This is a genomic window from Ruania suaedae, from assembly GCF_021049265.1.
Lineage (GTDB): Bacteria > Actinomycetota > Actinomycetes > Actinomycetales > Beutenbergiaceae > Ruania > Ruania suaedae.
Genome location: NZ_CP088018.1, coordinates 2,637,935 through 2,654,135, shown reverse-complemented (window position 1 = coordinate 2,654,135; position 16,201 = coordinate 2,637,935). Strand labels below are relative to the sequence as shown.

Sequence of the window (16,201 nt, the reverse complement as noted above, 5' to 3'; positions counted from 1 at the left end):
CCGCCACACCTTCCTCCTCCGCCTTGCGATGTACGCACTGGATACACCGCTCGCGACGGCAGCCCCTACTGGCGGAACCGCTAAGGTTCCGCGGGTGACTGAGCAGCAAGGACTGAGGGCGGTGCCGCGCGGGCGGCTGCGCTTGCTGGACGGACTGCGGTTCTTCGCCGCGGTCGCGGTCCTGGGCTACCACTACGCCGCCTTCGACCAGGTCGAGGGCCCCGTGTGGGGGGAGCCGATCGAGGACGCCACCGCCCGGGTGGGGGTGTGGTTCGGGTACGGGGCGCTGGCGCCCTACCTGTTCTTCGTCATCAGCGGGTTCGTGATCCTCATGACGGCGCAGGGGCGGGGCTGGCGCTACTTCGTGGCCTCCCGGATCAGCCGTCTCTATCCGGGCTACTGGACGGCGGTGCTGCTCACCAGTGCGCTGCTGATCCTCATGTGGAACCCCGGCCGGGCGCCCAGCCTGGAGCAGGTGGCCGTGAACCTGACGATGGTGCAGGCCGCCTTCGAGGTCCCCCACGTCGACGGCGTCTACTGGACGCTGTGGGTGGAGCTGAAGTTCTACCTGCTCATGGGGTTGCTCGTGCTCTGGGGCGTCACCACCCGCCGGGTGATGTGGCTGGCCGTGCTGTGGCCGCTGGCCGGGTGGGCGCTGGCCGAATCCGGGGTGGAGTGGTTCTGGGACTGGCTGATCTACCGGCACGCGCCCTTCTTCGCCGGCGGGATGGTGCTGTACCTGCTCTACTCACGCGGGCACACGCCCTGGCGGTGGCTGGTGCTGCTCGGGAATGCGGCGCTCGCGGTGTGGCACACGGTGCCGGGCCTGAGCGAGCAGGTGGAGCAGAACACCCCGTACGCCCTGAACCCGTGGCTGCTGGGCTCGCTGGTGACCGCGTGCTTCGTGGCGGTGGGACTGATCTCGCTGACCCCGGCCGCGCAGATCGACTGGCGGTGGCTGACCACCGTGGGGGCGCTGACCTATCCGGTGTACCTGCTGCACCAGTACTGGGGGTGGTGGGTGATCGCCGGGCTCCGCGAGAGCGTGGGCCCGGTGGTGAGCGTGGTGGCAGCGACGGCGCTGTCGCTGACGCTCGCCTGGCTGGTGCATCGCTGCGTGGAGCGGCCGCTGGCGCCGCGCATGAAGCACGGGGTGCTGCGGCTGCTGGGGGAGCCGCCGGCGGCCGGTGCGCCGGTTGCCGGTGTCGATAGGCTGCGCGCGGAGCGTCGCGACGGGCGCCGTGGGAGCGATCAGGGAGAGCATCGATGAGTCAGTGGTACTTCACCTATCAGGGGGAGCGGACCGGGCCGTTCGAGGACGAGCAGGCCCGCGCGCAGGCGGCGGCGAACCCGAACGGGCACGCCTGGCGGGAGGGCTTCGCCGAGTGGCTGCCGATCCAGTCGATCGCCGAGCTCGGATCGGCCGGCTCGCCCCCGCCGCCACCGGCGCCGGCCCAGGCCGGGCGCCGTTCGGACGAGATCGACTTCCGGATCATCGGCGAGGACATGCAGTTCGTCGAGATCGAGCTCGACCCGGGTGAGACCGCGATCTCCGAAGCCGGTGCGCTGATGATGAAGGACGCGAGCGTGCGGATGGACACCGTCTTCGGCGACGGGTCCGCGGCCGAGGGTGCCGGCGGCGGCTTCATGGACAAGGTCCTCTCCGCCGGTAAGCGGGTGGTGACCGGGGAGTCGCTGTTCACCACGATGTTCACCCACGAGGGCCAGGGCAAGGCGCACGTCTCCTTCGCCGCACCGTTCCCCGGCACCGTGCTGCCCATCAAGCTCTCCGACCACGGCGGCCGGCTCATCTGCCAGAAGGACAGCTTCCTCGCCGGAGCGCGCGGGGTCTCGATCGGGATCCACTTCCAGCGCAAGGTGATGACCGGCCTGTTCGGTGGCGAGGGCTTCATCATGCAGAAGCTCGAGGGCGACGGCTGGGTCTTCGTGCACGGCGGCGGCACCATCATCGAGCGCGAGCTGGCGGTCGGGGAGCGCATCGACGTCGACACCGGCTGCGTCATGGCCTACCACGACACCGTCGACATGGACGTGCGCCCGGTCGGCGGGGTGAAGTCGATGTTCTTCGGCGGGGAGGGCGTGTTCCTCGCGACCCTGACCGGCCCGGGCAAGGTGTGGCTGCAGTCGCTGCCGTTCTCCCGGATGGCCGGCCGGATGCTCGCCGCCGCGCCGCAGACCGGCGGCCGCGACCGGGGTGAGGGGTCGGTGCTGGGCGGGTTCGGGAACCTGCTCGGCGGGGACAACCGCTTCTGAGTCAGCCCAGGCCGAGGCGCGGTCCCTCGATCGCCGGGCAGGTGTCCATCACCACGTCCAGCCCGGCCTCGCGGGCCCGCGCCGCCGCGGCCTCGTCGATGACGCCCAGCTGCAGCCAGACGGCCTTCGCCCCGCGGGTGATCGCCTCGTCGACCACGCCGCCGGCGAGGTCGGAGTTGACGAAGACGTCGACGACGTCGATCTCACCGGGCACCTCGGCGAGGCTCGCGTAGCCGGTGGCCCCGTGCACGGTCTCGGCCTTGGGGTGCACGGGCACGATCTCGTGACCCAGCCCCTGCACGTAGCTGGCGATGCGATACGCCGTCCGGGCGGGGTTGTCCGAGAGTCCGACGACGGCCCACCGGCCGGGGGTGCGCAGGAGCCGTTCGATCGTGGCCGGGTCATTGGTGTGGGTGCTCATGCCGGTGCAACGCCGCCGGTGGTCCGGTCGATTCCCGCGACCGTCCCAGGCGGACCCAGGTTCCCGGCACGGACCGACGGTGCAAGCCCGGTCGATGCCCGCACCCTCGGTCCGTGCGTGGAACCTGGGTCGGCAGGCTCAGTACTCCTGCAGATCGCCCTCGGTGACGGTGCCGTCGGCGACGGCCTCGAAGAACGCCGGTGCGAGGTCCGGGTCGAGCAGCACCGTGGAGCCCACCCCGCCGGGCCGGTAGTTCAGGTCGGCCACCGGGGGAGTGCCGCGGACGCCGTCGGACCCCGTGGCGGACCGGAACGCGAGCGCCATCTGCCCGAGGTCGATGATGCCGGTGCCCTCGGAGACCAGCAGGGCGCCGAGCCCGGCGTCGATCAGCTGGACCTGGTCGGCGGGCCGCACTGCCAGGGAGGGCTCCACGACGGCGTCGGAGACGGCGCTGATGACCTGCTGCTGGCGCTGCGTCCGGCCGATGTCCCCGAGCGGGTCCGCCTTGCGCATCCGCGCGAAGGCCAGTGCGGTGTCGCCATCGGCCATGTGGCAGCCGGCGTCCCAGACCAGGTCGGAGTCGGCGTCGTCGACGTCGTAGTCCAGGCACAGCTCCACACCGCCGACGGCGTCGACCACATCGGCCACGCCGCCCATCCCGATCTCGACGTAGTGGTCCACCTCGATCCCGGTCAGGCTCTGCACCGAGTCCACGAGCAGCTCGGGCCCGCCGTAGGCGTAGGCGGCATTGATCTTGTTCGGGCCGAAGCCCGGGATGTCCACGAACGTGTCTCGGGGGATGGAGATCAGCGATGCGGTGCCGCTCGGGGGTGCGGTGAGCAGGATGATCGTGTCGGTGCGCTCCCCGCCGGTGGTGTCCCCGGTCAGGCCGGAGTTGTCACGCGAGTCCGAGCCGGCGAGCAGGTAGGTGGTCCCCTCGGTGCTCAGATCGTCGTTGGTGGCGGCGACGTGCGTGATCTGCCCATTCGCCCAGATCAGCAGCCCGACCGGCCAGGCGAGGGCGAGGATCAGCAGCACGGCGAGGACGGTCAGGACGCGCCGGCGCGCCACGCGGCGTCGTCGGGGGCTGCCGCCGGAGGGCGGGCCACCGGTGCCGCCGGGCCCGCCGGGCGGGGGAGCCTGCCCACCGCCGGAGGTAGGACGGTGGACCGGCCGGGCGGGCGGGGGCGCCTGCCCAGCGGGCATCACCCGGGTGCGGTCCACCGGCGGGCGGGCTCCGCCGTCGTGGGGTTGCCCTCCCGGGGCGAAACTGGGGGGCCGGGCGGAGGTGCGGCGCACCTGCGGGGCATCCGCGGGGGTCTCGCGCTGGGGCGAGCCATTCACCGGACGGGCCGAGCCGCCGTCGCGGGCCCGGCTGCCGCCGGTGCGAGGCCGCCGCCCGGGGGCGCGCCGGGGTTCGTCGGCGAACGGATCGTCAGTCATCGTGGGTCAGCTCCTCGATCGTTCCCGTCCCGCGGCAGCACGAGAGTAGCGGGCCGGGCTGGGTGCGGGGCCGTGGCGCGCTGGTCGCTGCCGAGGCCGCAGTTATCCGGTGGCGTCCGAGGACGCGAGCTCGTCCGCGGTCTCGCCCATGTCCGCCCCGCCCGAGGCCTCCTCCGAGGCCTCCGGATCCTCCGGCAGGGCCATCGGCTCGTCGGCACGGATGGAGGCCCACAGCTCCTCGGAGAGGTAGTTGGGGCGCACCCGGTTGCCGGCCCAGTCGAAGGGCATGGTCGCGAAGCTGACCTCGTCCAGCTCGATGTTGCGCAGGGAGTAGGCCAGGCCGGCCATGGTGGTGAGGTTGCCGATCCGCTCGCTCGTGGTCAGCGAGGACGTCGCCGCCTGCAGGAACTGGTAGAGCTCGGTGGTCTCGGTCATGACGTTGCGGTCCAGCACCTGTTCGGCCATGTTGCTCAGCAGCTCCTGCTGGCGGTCGATGCGGCCGATGTCGGAGCCGTCGCCCAGGCCCACGCCCTTGCGCGCCCGAGCCACGGCGAGGGCGGTCTCGCCATCGAGGGTGTGGCAGCCGGCGGTGATGTCGAGTTTGGCCTGCTCGGAGTACAGGTCCTGCTCGAAGCACATGTCCACTCCGCCGATGGCGTCAACCATGTCCTTGAACCCGGACATGTCGACCACCACGAAGTCGTCGATGCGGATGTCGGTCATGGTCTCGACGGTCTTGATGGTGCAGGCGGCGGCATAGCCGACGTCACCACTGCCGCCCCCGAGGGCGAAAGCGGCGTTGAACATCGCGTCGTACTGCTCGTAGGTGGAGGTCCCGTCCGGCCGTGGGCAGCTGGGGATCGTCACCAGCAGGTCACGCGGGATGGAGACCACGTCCACCCGGGAGCGGTCGGCGGAGATGTGCATCAGCAGCGTGGTGTCCGAGCGCATCCCGTCGACGTCGCCGCCGCCGAGATCCTGGTTGTCGTCCCCGGCGCGGGAGTCGGTCCCCATCACCAGCAGGTTGACGGCCCGGCCTTCCATGGAGTCGTCCGGGTTCGGCGCCTCACCGGAGTCCATGGTCGGGCGGTCGGTGCCGAGCACGTCGTCGAAGTCGTGCCGATCGATCCCGCCCTGCAGGTTCTGGTAGGCGAGTGCGGCGCCGGTGCCGGTGAAGGTCACCAAAAACAGCGCCGCCACGAGCGTCACGCGCAGCGCGCGATGAGCGCCCGGTGCTCGCCTGCTGTGCCGCGGCCCCCGTGCGGCTCGGTTCTCGGTGGTAGCCATCCCCACGATCGTAAGCAATGACGCGCCCACCTGGGCGAACAGGTCGCAATCGATCTGGGGAGGTTGTGTGCAGACGTACCTCTCAGCACTCCGGAAGCTCGAGAATCCGAGCCGTGCTCCCCTCGCCGACGACGTCGGCGCCCGGCACCTCCACCTGGTCGAGCACCTGGAAGCGACGGTCCACCTGGTAGGGCTCGGAGTCCTGATACAGGTATGCCACGTCGAGGCGATCCAGCGCCTCGCAGAAGCCCGGACCCGCTGCATCGCCCCACGCCGCGCCCTGCGTGATCGCGGCGACCCCCTCCAGCACCGTCTCCTGATCGTCGGTCAGCACCTGCCCGGCCACCGGGAAGACCACGTCCACCCCGTGCATCGAATACAGCAGCGGCGCACCGGAGAACGGGTTGGCCAGCACCGCGCCCGGGCCGAGCCTGGCCCCCACCTGCTGCTGCATCCTCAGCTCCTCGGTGGTGACGAACCGGGGGTGGACGCCCGCCTCGAGCCCGTACACGTCGGCCGTGCGCCGCGCGGTGTGCACCGAGGAGGCCACCACCATCACCGCCACGAGCACGAGCACCATCCCGGCCGCGAGCAGCGCCGCGCCCCGCCGGCCCTGTACTAGCCTCCGCACCCGGCCCGCCCCGGCGAGCAGCGCCACCACCCCGAGCGGCATGGCGACCATCGCCGTGACCACACTCAGTCGCGCGGTGCTCGTGTACCAGAGCCCGGAGATCCCCAGCGGCCCGCCCAGCGCCGCATCCAGGTACAGCGCCCACGCCACCAGGAGCATCCCGGCCACCCACGGGCGCCGCCGCATGAGCCAGGCCCCCACCGGCGCGCCGATCAGCAGCACCGCGGTGACCGGGTGGGCCCACAGGTCGTACCAGCCCGTGACCGCCTCGGCGAGAGCCACGCCTGCCGGATCGGCCGCGAGCCCCTCGTAGCCGGCCACCATCGCCGCCAGCGGCGAGCGCGAGAGTCCCACCGCCGCGGCGCCACCCAGCACCACCATCGCCACCGGACCCCCGACGGCGACCGCTCGCCGCCCCTGCCGCCACCAGTGCCGTACGCCTCGCCCGAGCACCCACACCGCGGCCGGGGCCAGCAGCGCCACCAGCGCCAGGGTGGCGTTCGGGTGCGCCAGACCGAGTCCCGCAGCCGCGGCCAGCAGCACCACCAGCGCGCCCGCCGCCGAGCTCGTCGAACGAGGCCGGTCCCGTACCAGCCATCGCAGCGCCAGCGCGAGCACGCCGGGCACCATCGCCAGCGCCGCCGCGTTGGGCACGTGCCCCCACCCCACCCACAGGCTCATCGGTGACGCCGTCACCAACCCGGCCGCGACGGCCACCCCCGCCATCGCAGCTCCGCTGCCCGGCCGCAGCTCGCGCACCAGCGCGACCATGCCCACCACCCACGTCATCGCCGCGGTGAGCGAGGCGCAGACGGTGAGCACCGCCGTCGGGGCGGAGGCGGGGATGAGCGCGGCGAAGGCGTGCCAGGCGGCCGGGTAGACCGCGGCCTCGCCGGAACCGTAGGAGAGGGCACCGACGGTGAGGGAGGAGGCCGAGCCGGTCTCCTCGATCAGCTGCAGGGCCCCGAGGTGGAAGACCGCGTCCCAGCGCTGCAGCACGTGCTCCGGGCTCCCGGCCCCGACCCACACCGGGATGAGCGCGAGCAGCACCCCGGCCAGTATCGCGGCCCATACGGTCACCCCGATGCGGCCGGGCTGAGGGGCGTCGGTGCGGGGCAGGATCGCGTTGAGCGCGCGCATGCCCAGGGCCACCGCGATCGCCGCGATCGACCCGCCGGCGGCCGCGAGCAGCCCCCAGTCCAGGCCGAGCACGCCGGCGGCCACCGCGACCACCCCGTAGATCGCGAAGGTCACGGCGGGCGCCGCGGCGAACAACGACAGGCCCCGCACACCCACCAGCCGCAGCGTCAGGGTGCCGGGCGCGTACAGCAGCAGCGCGCCGAAGGCGAAGGCCGCGATCGCCCACAGCACGGTCAGCACGATCATGAGGGCCGGTCCGGCTCCTCGTCGCGGCCGGTGGCCGAATCGGACGTCGGCAGCCCGGCGCGCTGCTGGCGCACCTGGGTCAGCGCGATGGTGCGGGTGAGTTCGGTGATACGCCGGTCCTGCTGCTTCATCCGCCGGTAGCTGGTGGCGATGAAGGACAGGAACGCGATCACCAGGCCGTACAGCAGCAGGTCGGTGCCTCGGCCCACGCCTACCAGCGCCGCCAGCTGCGAGAGCCAGGTGGGGTAGAGCACGGCGCTCGCGGTGACCAGCACGAACAGCACCAGCAGCACCCGGCGGATCGCCTGGTGGCGGGCGTCGGCGGTGGAACGGGTGAGCAGCACCGTCACCACCGCCACGCCGAGCAGGAGCAGCAGCTGGATCCAGATCTGATCGGTCATTTGAACATCAGCTCCACGAGGATGTTCACCGCGTTCCACAAGGACTGGCCCTTGCCCTTGGAGTAGTCGGTGTAGAGCACGTGCACCGGGTGCTCGGCCCACGGTAGCCGGGTGCGGCCCAGCTGCAGCACGATCTCGGAGGCGTGCGCCATCCGGTCCTGGCGCAGGCGCACCCCCTGCGCGGCGTCGCGGCGGATCACCCGCAGGCCGTTGTGGGCGTCGGTCAGGCGCAGCCCGGTGGACTGGTTGGTCACCCAGACCGCCGTCTTCAGCACGATCCGCTTCAGCAGGCCGGCCTTGGTGCGGTTGTCCAGGAAGCGGGAGCCGAACACCACCGCGAGGTCCTCCTCGCGCGCCCGCTGGAGCATGCTCGCGGCGTCGGAGACCTGGTGCTGACCGTCGGCGTCGAAGGTGATCAGGTAGCGCGCCCCGGTCTGGCTGAGCACGAAATCGATCCCGGTCTGCAGGGCCGCCCCCTGGCCCAGGTTGGTCGCGTGCCGGATCACCGTGGCGCCGGCGGCACGGGCCGCGGCGGCGGAGTCGTCGGTGGACCCGTCGTCGATGCAGACGATGTGGCCGAAGGTGGGCAGTGCCCCGGCGATCACCTCACCCACCACGCGTGCCTCGTTGTACAGCGGCACCACGAGCCAGGTGTCGTCGGCGGTGGGCATGACCGCCATTCTGGCAGGTGCGGCGCCCCAGCGTGCGGCCGGGGCGGGTGCAGGGCGTGGGCGAGGAGCCGTCCACCAAGTAGTGTGCGAGGCATGATCGTCGAGTCCGCCGAGGTGGATCCCAGCGCCGAGGTCGGCGAGGGCACGAGCATCTGGCAGCTCGCCCAGGTGCGCGAGAACGCCCGCCTCGGACCGGGCTGCATCATCGGCCGTGGTGCTTATATCGGCACCGGCGTGCACCTCGGCGCCAACTGCAAGGTGCAGAACCACGCCCTCGTCTACGAGCCGGCGCACCTGGAGGACGGCGTCTTCGTCGGCCCCGCCGCCGTGCTCACCAACGACCAGTTCCCCCGCGCGATCAACCCCGACGGCACCCGCAAGTCCGGCACCGACTGGGAGCCGGTGGGTGTCACGCTGCGCGAGGGCTGCTCGATCGGAGCCCGCGCCGTGTGCATCGCCCCGGTCACCGTGGGCCGCTGGGCCACCGTGGCCGCCGGCGCCGTGGTCACCACCGACGTCCCCGACTTCGCGCTCGTCGCCGGGGTGCCCGCCCGCCGCATCCGATGGGTGGGGCGCGCCGGCGTCCCGCTCACCGAATCCGCCCCCGACGAGTGGACGTGCCCGCGCACCGGTGAGCGCTACGAGGAGTACACCACCCCCGACGGCGCAGCCCGCCTGCGCGAGACAGCAGCCGCCCCCGGAGCACCAGGAGTACCGTGACTGAGCCGATCCCCGCTGCCAAGCCGCTCATCGGTGAGGAGGAGCGCGCCGCCGTCGACCGGGTGCTGCGTTCGGGCATGCTCGCCCAGGGCCCGGAGGTGGCCACCTTCGAGCAGGAGTTCTCCGACGCTCTGCTCGGTGGACGCACCTGCGTGGCCGTCAGCTCCGGCACCTCCGGCCTGCACCTGGGGCTGCTCGCCGCCGGCGTCAAGCCCGGCGATGAGGTGATCGTGCCCTCCTTCACCTTCGCCGCCACCGGCAACTCGGTGGCCCTGGCCGGCGCCACCCCCGTCTTCGCCGACATCGACCTCGAGACCTTCTGCCTCGACCCCAGCGCCGTGGCCGAGGCCGTCACGGAGCGGACGACGGCGATCATGCCGGTCCACCTGTACGGCCACCCGGCCGACATGGCCGGTCTGCAGGCGGTGGCGGACTCCTATGGGCTGCGCGTCTTCGAGGACGCCGCTCAGGCGCACGGCGCCTCCCTGCACGGGGACCCGGTGGGCACCTTCGGTGACTTCGCCATGTTCTCGCTCTACCCCACCAAGAACATGACCTCCGGTGAGGGCGGGATGGTCTCGGTGGCCACTGAGGAGATCGCACGGTACCTGCGGCTCCTGCGCACCCAGGGGATGGACCGGCCCTACGAGAACGAGATCATCGGCTTCAATGCCCGGATGACCGATGTGCACGCCGCCATCGGCCGGGCGCAGCTGGCCAAGCTCGCGGGCTGGACCACCACCCGGCAGGCCAACGCCGCCGCCCTGGACGAGGGCCTGGCCGGCATCCCCGGCGTGGTCACGCCCACCGTCAAGCCCGGGGCCACGCACGTCTACCACCAGTACACGATCCGGCTGGACGGTGCCTCGGGGAAGGAGCGGGACGCCGTCGTGGCCCGCCTGCGCGAGCAGGGCGTGGGGTGCGGGGTCTACTACCCGATCCCCAACCACCGGCTGCCCTCACTCGCCGCGTACGCCCCGGACCTGGAGCTGCCGGTCACCGAGCAGGCGGCGCGCGAGGTCATCTCGCTGCCGGTCCATCCCAGCCTGAGCGAGGCGGACCTGGAGCGGATCGTGGCCGGGGTCGCGGACGCCGTCGGGGGTGGGGCATGACGAACCTGCGGGCGGGCCTGATCGGCCTGGGCATGATGGGGCGTCACCACGCGCGGGTGCTGCGCCAGCTCGACGGCGTGGACCTGGTGGCCGTGGCCGACCCGGGCGGCGACCCGCATGGGGTGGCCGGAGACCTTCCCGTGCTGCCGGACGTGCACGCGCTGATCGAGGCCGGCATCGACTACGCGATGGTGGCCGTGCCCACCCGGTTCCACACCGAGACCGGGCTGGCGCTGGCCGAGGCGGGGGTGCACGCCCTGGTGGAGAAGCCGCTCGCCACCGACAGCGCGGGGGCACGCCGGCTCGCCGAGGCCTTCGAGGCCGCCGGGCTGGTGGGCGCCGTCGGGCACATCGAGCGGTACAACCCGGCGCTGCAGTCGCTGCGCGCGCGGCTCGAGCACGGTGAGCTCGGGGATGTCTACCAGATCGCCACCCGCCGGCAGGGTCCGTTCCCGTCGCGGATCGCCGACGTCGGCGTGGTCAAGGACCTCGGCACGCACGACATCGACCTCACCGCCTGGGTGGCGCAGCAGGAGTTCGCGAGCGTCTCCGCACGGACCGCGTTCAAGTCCGGCCGCGAGCACGAGGACCTGGTGGCGGTGACCGGCATGCTCAGCGGCGGCCTGGTGACCAACCACCTGGTGAACTGGCTCTCGCCGATGAAGGAACGCGTCACGGTGGTCACGGGGGAGAAGGGGGCGTTCGTGGCGGACACGCTGCTGGCCGATCTCACCTTCCACGCGAACGGGCTGATCCAGACCCGCTGGGACGATGTGGCCCAGTTCCGGGGTGTCTCCGAGGGGGACATGGTCAGGTACGCGATCGACAAGCCGGAGCCGTTGCGCACCGAGCACGAGGCCTTCCGGGATGCCGTGCTCGGCAAGCCCGCCGACATCGTCACGATGGCGCAGGGCCTGAACACGGTGGCCGTGGCCGAGGCGGTGCTCGAGTCCGCCCGGACGGGGACGACGGTGACGCTGTGAGGCGCGCAGCGTGGTGAGGGCCCGCGTCACCCTGGTCTCGCGGATCTTCGCCCCCGAGCCCTCCGCGGCCACGTTCCGGCTCGGCGCGCTCGTGCGCGCGCTGGCGGGGGAGGGCGCCCGCCTCGAGGTGGTCACCGCGCAGGCCCCCGACGGCGCCCACTCGCCGGCGGGCCGGCCCGGTGACATCCCCGCTCGGATACGCCGGGCCCCGGTGCTGCGCGATGCGTCGGGCTATGTGCGCGGGTATCTGCCCTATCTGAGTTTCGACGTGCCGCTGCTGTGGCGGCTGCTGCGCGGCCGGTGCCCGGACGTCTACGTGGTGGAGCCGCCCCCGACCACCGGCGCGGTGGTCCGGGTGATCTCGGCGCTGCGGCGCGTGCCCTATGTCTACTACGCGGCCGACGTCTGGAGTGATGCCTCGGCCTCAACCGGTGCTCCGGATGTGGTGGTGCGGCTGGTGCGGGCGCTGGAGTCCTGGGTCCTGCGCGGGGCCGCGGTGGTGCTCTCGGTGAACGAGGGGGTCACCGAGCGGGTCGAGGCGCTGGGGGCGCGGCACGTGGTGACGGTCGGCAACGGGGTGGACACCGAGGTGTTCACGCCGAGCCCCACGCATGCGAATCCACCTTCGTCATCGGAATCCAGTTCCGGGCGTGCAGAAGCGGATTCCGACGGCGAAGGTGGATTCCGACGAGGGTCCCAGATCCCCGATGGCCCGTTCCTGCTGTACGCGGGCACGGCCTCGGAATGGCAGGGCGCGGAGGTGTTCGCAGAGGCGATGCCCCGCGTGCTCGAGGAGGTGCCCAGCGCGCAGGTGGTCTTCCTCGGGCAGGGCAGCTCGTGGGACCGGCTCAGCCTGCTGGCCGCCGGTCTGCCCGAGGCAGCGGTGACGCTGCGTGACCCGGTCAGCGCCGCCGAGTCGGCGATCTGGCAGCAGCGGGCGAGTGCCGCGCTGGTGAGCCTGCGCCCGGGGATCGGGTACGACTTCGCGATGCCGACGAAGATGTTCGCGGCGCTCGCGTGCGGGACGCCGGTGCTCTTCGCCGGACCTGCCCAGAGCCCCGCGGCCCGGCTGGTCGAGGATGAACGGCTCGGGTGGGTCACCGACCAAGACCCCGCCGAGGTGGCGCAGGCCATGATCGCCGCGCTGCAGGCTCCGGATGAGCCCGGCGAGCCGGAGCGCCGCGTGGCCTGGGTGCGCGAGCACCGGTCCCTGGCGGCGGTGGGGGAGCGCGCTGCCGCGGCGGTGCTGGGCGTGGTGAGCCGCGAGCGCTGACGGGAGCGACACGGCTGTGTGGATCTGCGGCAGGGTCGTTCTGCAGACCGGCGCAGCCGTGTCGGTCCGGTCAGTGGGTCCTCAGTGGTCCCCGCCCAGGTGCCCGGCGAGCAGCTCGTGCCGGCGGGCGCTGTCCTCGTTCATCCCGACGATCCGGACGTTCTTCCCGCGGGCCTCGTACTTGGTGGTGATCGCATCCAGGGCCGCCACCGAGGAGGCGTCCCAGATGTGGGCCTCGGAGACGTCGATGATGATGTTCGTCGGGTCCCCGGTGTAGTCGAACTGGTAGTACAGGTCGTTCGAGGAGGCGAAGAACAGCTCCCCGGTCACGGAATACACGGCGGTGTCGGCAGGATCTTCGCTGTCGCTGGCGTCCAGGCGGGTCACCGTGGTGAAGTGCGCCACCCGGTGGGCCACGCCGATCACCGCGATCACCACACCGGCGAGCACGCCGTAGGCGAGGTTGTGGCTCCACACCGTCACCACCACGGTCGCCACCATCACCACGATCTCGGTCTTGGGCAGTCGCTTGAGGGTGTTCGGCTTGATGGAGTGCCAGTCGAAGGTGGCCACCGAGACCATGATCATCACGGCCACCAGCGCCGCCATCGGGATGATCGCGACGATGTCACCGAGTGCCACCACCATGATCAGCAGGAACACCCCGGCCAGGAAGGTCGAGATGCGGGTCCGGGCCCCGGAGGCCTTCACGTTGATCATGGTCTGCCCGATCATGGCGCAGCCACCCATACCGCCGAAGAACCCGGTGACGATGTTCGCCACGCCCTGACCCCAGGTCTCGCGGGTCTTGTTGGAGTGGGTGTCGGTGATGTCATCGACCAGCTTGGCTGTCATCAGCGACTCCAGGATGCCCACCAGCGCCATCGCGACGGCGTACGGGGCGATGATCTGCAGCGTCTCCAGGGTCAGCGGGACGTCCGGAAAGAACAGCTCGGGCAGCGACTCGGGCAGTTCGCCCTGGTCGCCGACCGTGGGCACGTTGATCGCGGCGAGCACCACGGCGCCGGTGATCGCCACGATGGCCACCAGCGGTGCGGGCACCACCTTCGACCACCGCGGCAGCAGCACGATGATTGCCACCCCGACGGTGACCAGTGGGTAGACCGCCCACGGCACCCCGATGAGGTGCTCGAGCTGGGCCATGAAGATCAGGATCGCCAACGCGTTGACGAACCCGACCATCACCATCCGGGGGATGAACCGCATCAACTTGGCCACGCCCAGAACCCCGAACAGCACCTGCAGGACGCCGGCGAGAATGACCGTGGCGATGAAGTAGTCGATGCCATGATCGCGAACGACCGGCGCGATGACGAGCGCGATGGCACCGGTCGCCGCGCTGATCATCGCCGGGCGCCCGCCGACGAAGGCGATGGTGACCGCCATCGTGAACGAGGCGAACAGCCCCAGCCGCGGATCCACCCCGGCGAGGATCGAGAAGGAGATGGCCTCGGGAATGAGGGCGAGGGCCACCACGAGTCCGGCCAGCACCTCGGTACGCAGCCGCCGCGGGGACTTCAGCGCCGCGAGCACGGAGTAGGACTCGTCGGCCTCGGGCGGGGCCGGCACCGGTCGTGGCTCAGGGGCGGGATCGGACAGGTGGGCGGGGGTGTCGTCGGACACGCAGCAGTTCCTTCAGAGAGTCGCGGGGCAGCAGGGCCCCGTGGCACCGGCGTGCGCCGGCACCGTGGGCAGGTTGGGACGGGTACGGTGCACGCGACGCTGCGTACGAGGGGCGGGGACGGGCGGGCGGACGGCAGCCGCTGGCGCCGGAATGAGCATACTCTCACGTTCGGGGAGGGTTGCACCCCTGTCTCGCTCCCTGGACGCCGCCCTGCGCTGGGTCAGGGTCGGGCTGGATCGAGCTCGGCGGCCAGGGTCCGCGTGAACGCCTCGGCGTTCGTGAGCCGGCGGCGCATCGTCGCGCACCGGGTCTCGGCATCGGCCTGGAAGGCGGCCAGGCGAGCCAGCGCGCGCTCGCGCTCGTGGGCGGTCACCGCGCTGCTCGCGACGGCGTCGCGTGCCTCGAGCAGCTCGCGCATCTCCTCGAGGCTGAAGCCCAGCGGCTTCATCCCCATCGCCACCCGTAGCCGGGCGACGTCGGCGTCGGTGTAGAGCCGGAAGCCGCCGCCGGTGCGTGCCGACGGGCTCACCAGCCCGATCTCCTCGTAGTAGCGGATGGTGCGCAGGGACAGCCCGGTGCGCTCCGCCACGGCACCGATCTGCATGTGCTGCTTGTCCTGGTTGCCCATCCCACCCTTCCGTCCGGCGTGAGCACATCGTAAACGCGTTCGAGTTGCGCACGGTCCAGGCGAACCTAGCGTTGGGAGCGCACGACGCGTCATCAACCGAGGCACGGACGAGCACGGACGAGAGGCACTCATGCGCGCACTGACCTGGCAAGGACACGAGAAGGTCTCGATCGAGGACGTCCCGGACCCGCGGATCCAGGAGCCGACGGATGCGGTCATCGAGGTGACCTCCACCGCCATCTGCGGCTCCGACCTGCACCTGTACTCGGTGCTGGGTGCTTTCCTCGATCCCGGTGATGTGCTCGGCCACGAGACGATGGGCGTGGTCCGTGAGGTCGGTGCGGATGTGCACCACATCAGCCCCGGTGACCGGGTGGTCGTCCCGTTCCCGATCGCCTGCGGCGCGTGCTGGATGTGCTCGCGCGGACTGCAGACCCAGTGCGAGACCACACAGACCCGGGCGCAGGGCAAGGGCGCCGCACTGTTCGGCTACACCAAGCTCTACGGGCAAATCCCGGGCGGGCAGGCGCAGTACCTGCGGGTGCCGCAGGCCCAGTACGGCCCGATCCTGGTTCCCGACGACGGGGAGCCGGACGAGCGCTACCTGTACCTCTCCGACGTGCTGCCCACCGCGTGGCAGGCCGTCGAGTACGCCGGCGTGCCGGAGAACGCCACGGTGCTCGTGCTCGGACTCGGGCCGGTCGGTCAGATGAGCGCGCGGGTCGCCGCCCATCGCGGGGCGGAGCAGGTGTTCGCCGCAGACCGCGTCCCGGAGCGCCTGGAGGTGGCGCGCCGCCACGGGATCCGCACCATCGACCTGCGTCAGGTCGACGATCTTCCCGAGGCGATGCGGGAGCTGACCGGCGGGCGCGGCCCGGACGCCGTGATCGACGCCGTCGGGATGGAGGCGCACGGCTCGCCGGTGGCCGAGGGCATCCAGAAGCTGGCCGACCGGATGCCCGACGCCGTCGCCCAGCCGATGATGAAGCATGCCGGCGTCGACCGGCTCGCCGCACTGCACACCGCCATCTCCACCGTCCGGCGCGGCGGCACGGTCTCGTTGTCCGGCGTCTACGGCGGCGCCGCCGACCCGATGCCGCTGCTGGAGATGTTCGACAAGCAACTCACCGTGCGCATGGGCCAGGCCAACGTGCACCGCTGGGTTCCCGACCTGCTCCCGCTGGTCACCGACTCCGCCGACCCGCTCGGCGTGCTCGACCTGCGCACGCACCGGGTCTCCCTGGAGGAGGCGCCCGCCGCGTACGAGATGTTCCAGAAGAAGGACGACGGGTGCATCAAGGTTGTCCTGGACCCGAGGGTCTGAGC

15 protein-coding genes are annotated in these 16,201 nt (G+C 71.7%); 7 read left to right on the top strand and 8 right to left on the bottom strand.

Features of this window, described 5'->3' with window-relative positions:
- Positions 1 to 94 precede the first annotated feature (94 nt).
- Together LQF12_RS12155 and LQF12_RS12150 are read left to right on the top strand one after the other, a co-directional pair.
- Positions 95 to 1,270, top strand: coding sequence for an acyltransferase family protein (locus tag LQF12_RS12155; RefSeq protein ID WP_231053194.1), 1,176 nt, complete (start codon positions 95 to 97; stop codon positions 1,268 to 1,270).
- Positions 1,267 to 2,274, top strand: a complete 1,008-nt coding sequence (locus LQF12_RS12150; RefSeq protein ID WP_231053193.1) for a TIGR00266 family protein — start codon at positions 1,267 to 1,269, stop codon at positions 2,272 to 2,274. The genes LQF12_RS12155 and LQF12_RS12150 overlap by 4 nt, the downstream gene beginning before the upstream one ends.
- A gap of 1 nt (position 2,275) precedes the next feature.
- Here the strand turns inward: LQF12_RS12150 and LQF12_RS12145 are convergent, their stop codons facing one another.
- The 6 genes from LQF12_RS12145 to LQF12_RS12120 all read right to left on the bottom strand — a co-directional run bounded on the left by LQF12_RS12145 (position 2,276) and on the right by LQF12_RS12120 (position 8,523).
- Entirely contained in the window at positions 2,276 to 2,695 is a 420-nt protein-coding gene (locus LQF12_RS12145) for a CoA-binding protein (protein WP_231053192.1), read from the bottom strand.
- Positions 2,696 to 2,833: 138 nt separating this feature from the next.
- On the bottom strand, positions 2,834 to 4,138 hold the full coding sequence (locus tag LQF12_RS12140; protein WP_231053191.1) for an LCP family protein: 1,305 nt from the start codon (positions 4,136 to 4,138) through the stop codon (positions 2,834 to 2,836).
- 102 nt (positions 4,139 to 4,240) lie between these two features.
- Complete coding sequence (locus tag LQF12_RS12135) at positions 4,241 to 5,425, bottom strand: LCP family protein (RefSeq protein WP_231053190.1); 1,185 nt, start codon at positions 5,423 to 5,425, stop codon at positions 4,241 to 4,243.
- Between the two features lie 82 nt (positions 5,426 to 5,507).
- Positions 5,508 to 7,442: a DUF6541 family protein gene (locus LQF12_RS12130; RefSeq protein WP_231053189.1), complete on the bottom strand. Its 1,935-nt coding sequence runs from the start codon at positions 7,440 to 7,442 to the stop codon at positions 5,508 to 5,510.
- Positions 7,439 to 7,843 (bottom strand): DUF2304 domain-containing protein, encoded by a 405-nt coding sequence (locus LQF12_RS12125; protein ID WP_231053188.1) that lies wholly within the window; start codon positions 7,841 to 7,843, stop codon positions 7,439 to 7,441. The genes LQF12_RS12130 and LQF12_RS12125 overlap by 4 nt, the downstream gene beginning before the upstream one ends.
- Complete coding sequence (locus LQF12_RS12120) at positions 7,840 to 8,523, bottom strand: glycosyltransferase family 2 protein (RefSeq protein WP_231053187.1); 684 nt, start codon at positions 8,521 to 8,523, stop codon at positions 7,840 to 7,842. Before LQF12_RS12120 ends, LQF12_RS12125 begins: the two co-directional genes overlap by 4 nt.
- 84 nt (positions 8,524 to 8,607) lie before the next feature.
- Between LQF12_RS12120 and LQF12_RS12115 the strand changes: the two genes are divergently transcribed.
- From LQF12_RS12115 to LQF12_RS12100, 4 genes are read left to right on the top strand one after another with little or no spacing between them, the layout of a single operon-like run.
- Positions 8,608 to 9,234, top strand: coding sequence for an acyltransferase (locus LQF12_RS12115; RefSeq protein ID WP_231053186.1), 627 nt, complete (start codon positions 8,608 to 8,610; stop codon positions 9,232 to 9,234).
- Positions 9,231 to 10,346, top strand: coding sequence for a DegT/DnrJ/EryC1/StrS family aminotransferase (locus LQF12_RS12110; RefSeq protein WP_231053185.1), 1,116 nt, complete (start codon positions 9,231 to 9,233; stop codon positions 10,344 to 10,346). The genes LQF12_RS12115 and LQF12_RS12110 overlap by 4 nt, the downstream gene beginning before the upstream one ends.
- Positions 10,343 to 11,329 carry a Gfo/Idh/MocA family protein gene (locus tag LQF12_RS12105; protein WP_231053184.1) on the top strand — a complete coding sequence of 329 codons (987 nt, stop codon included), beginning with the start codon at positions 10,343 to 10,345 and terminating at the stop codon, positions 11,327 to 11,329. The genes LQF12_RS12110 and LQF12_RS12105 overlap by 4 nt, the downstream gene beginning before the upstream one ends.
- Before the next feature lie 10 nt (positions 11,330 to 11,339).
- Positions 11,340 to 12,602 (top strand): glycosyltransferase family 4 protein, encoded by a 1,263-nt coding sequence (locus tag LQF12_RS12100; protein WP_231053183.1) that lies wholly within the window; start codon positions 11,340 to 11,342, stop codon positions 12,600 to 12,602.
- Positions 12,603 to 12,683: 81 nt separating this feature from the next.
- Here LQF12_RS12100 and LQF12_RS12095 read toward each other — a convergent pair whose 3' ends face one another.
- Both LQF12_RS12095 and LQF12_RS12090 read right to left on the bottom strand, forming a co-directional pair.
- Positions 12,684 to 14,246 carry a SulP family inorganic anion transporter gene (locus LQF12_RS12095; RefSeq protein WP_435531188.1) on the bottom strand — a complete coding sequence of 521 codons (1,563 nt, stop codon included), beginning with the start codon at positions 14,244 to 14,246 and terminating at the stop codon, positions 12,684 to 12,686.
- Between the two features lie 221 nt (positions 14,247 to 14,467).
- Positions 14,468 to 14,875 (bottom strand): MerR family transcriptional regulator, encoded by a 408-nt coding sequence (locus tag LQF12_RS12090; RefSeq protein ID WP_231053182.1) that lies wholly within the window; start codon positions 14,873 to 14,875, stop codon positions 14,468 to 14,470.
- A gap of 130 nt (positions 14,876 to 15,005) precedes the next feature.
- On the opposite strand from LQF12_RS12090, the gene LQF12_RS12085 reads away from it, so the two are divergent.
- Positions 15,006 to 16,199 (top strand): zinc-dependent alcohol dehydrogenase, encoded by a 1,194-nt coding sequence (locus LQF12_RS12085; protein ID WP_231053181.1) that lies wholly within the window; start codon positions 15,006 to 15,008, stop codon positions 16,197 to 16,199.
- The last annotated feature ends 2 nt before the right edge of the window (positions 16,200 to 16,201 follow it).

Excerpts from the sequence above, each read along its gene's own strand:
- LQF12_RS12120 (WP_231053187.1), bottom strand. The coding sequence starts at position 8,523 with ATGGCGGTCATGCCCACCGCCGACGACACCTGGCTCGTGGTGCCGCTG.
- LQF12_RS12140 (WP_231053191.1), bottom strand. The coding sequence starts at position 4,138 with ATGACTGACGATCCGTTCGCCGACGAACCCCGGCGCGCCCCCGGGCGG.
- LQF12_RS12145 (WP_231053192.1), bottom strand. The coding sequence starts at position 2,695 with ATGAGCACCCACACCAATGACCCGGCCACGATCGAACGGCTCCTGCGC.
- LQF12_RS12090 (WP_231053182.1), bottom strand. The coding sequence starts at position 14,875 with ATGGGCAACCAGGACAAGCAGCACATGCAGATCGGTGCCGTGGCGGAG.
- LQF12_RS12130 (WP_231053189.1), bottom strand. The coding sequence starts at position 7,442 with ATGATCGTGCTGACCGTGCTGTGGGCGATCGCGGCCTTCGCCTTCGGC.
- LQF12_RS12105 (WP_231053184.1), top strand. The coding sequence starts at position 10,343 with ATGACGAACCTGCGGGCGGGCCTGATCGGCCTGGGCATGATGGGGCGT.
- LQF12_RS12150 (WP_231053193.1), top strand. The coding sequence starts at position 1,267 with ATGAGTCAGTGGTACTTCACCTATCAGGGGGAGCGGACCGGGCCGTTC.
- LQF12_RS12125 (WP_231053188.1), bottom strand. The coding sequence starts at position 7,843 with ATGACCGATCAGATCTGGATCCAGCTGCTGCTCCTGCTCGGCGTGGCG.
- LQF12_RS12115 (WP_231053186.1), top strand. The coding sequence starts at position 8,608 with ATGATCGTCGAGTCCGCCGAGGTGGATCCCAGCGCCGAGGTCGGCGAG.
- LQF12_RS12085 (WP_231053181.1), top strand. The coding sequence starts at position 15,006 with ATGCGCGCACTGACCTGGCAAGGACACGAGAAGGTCTCGATCGAGGAC.
- LQF12_RS12135 (WP_231053190.1), bottom strand. The coding sequence starts at position 5,425 with ATGGCTACCACCGAGAACCGAGCCGCACGGGGGCCGCGGCACAGCAGG.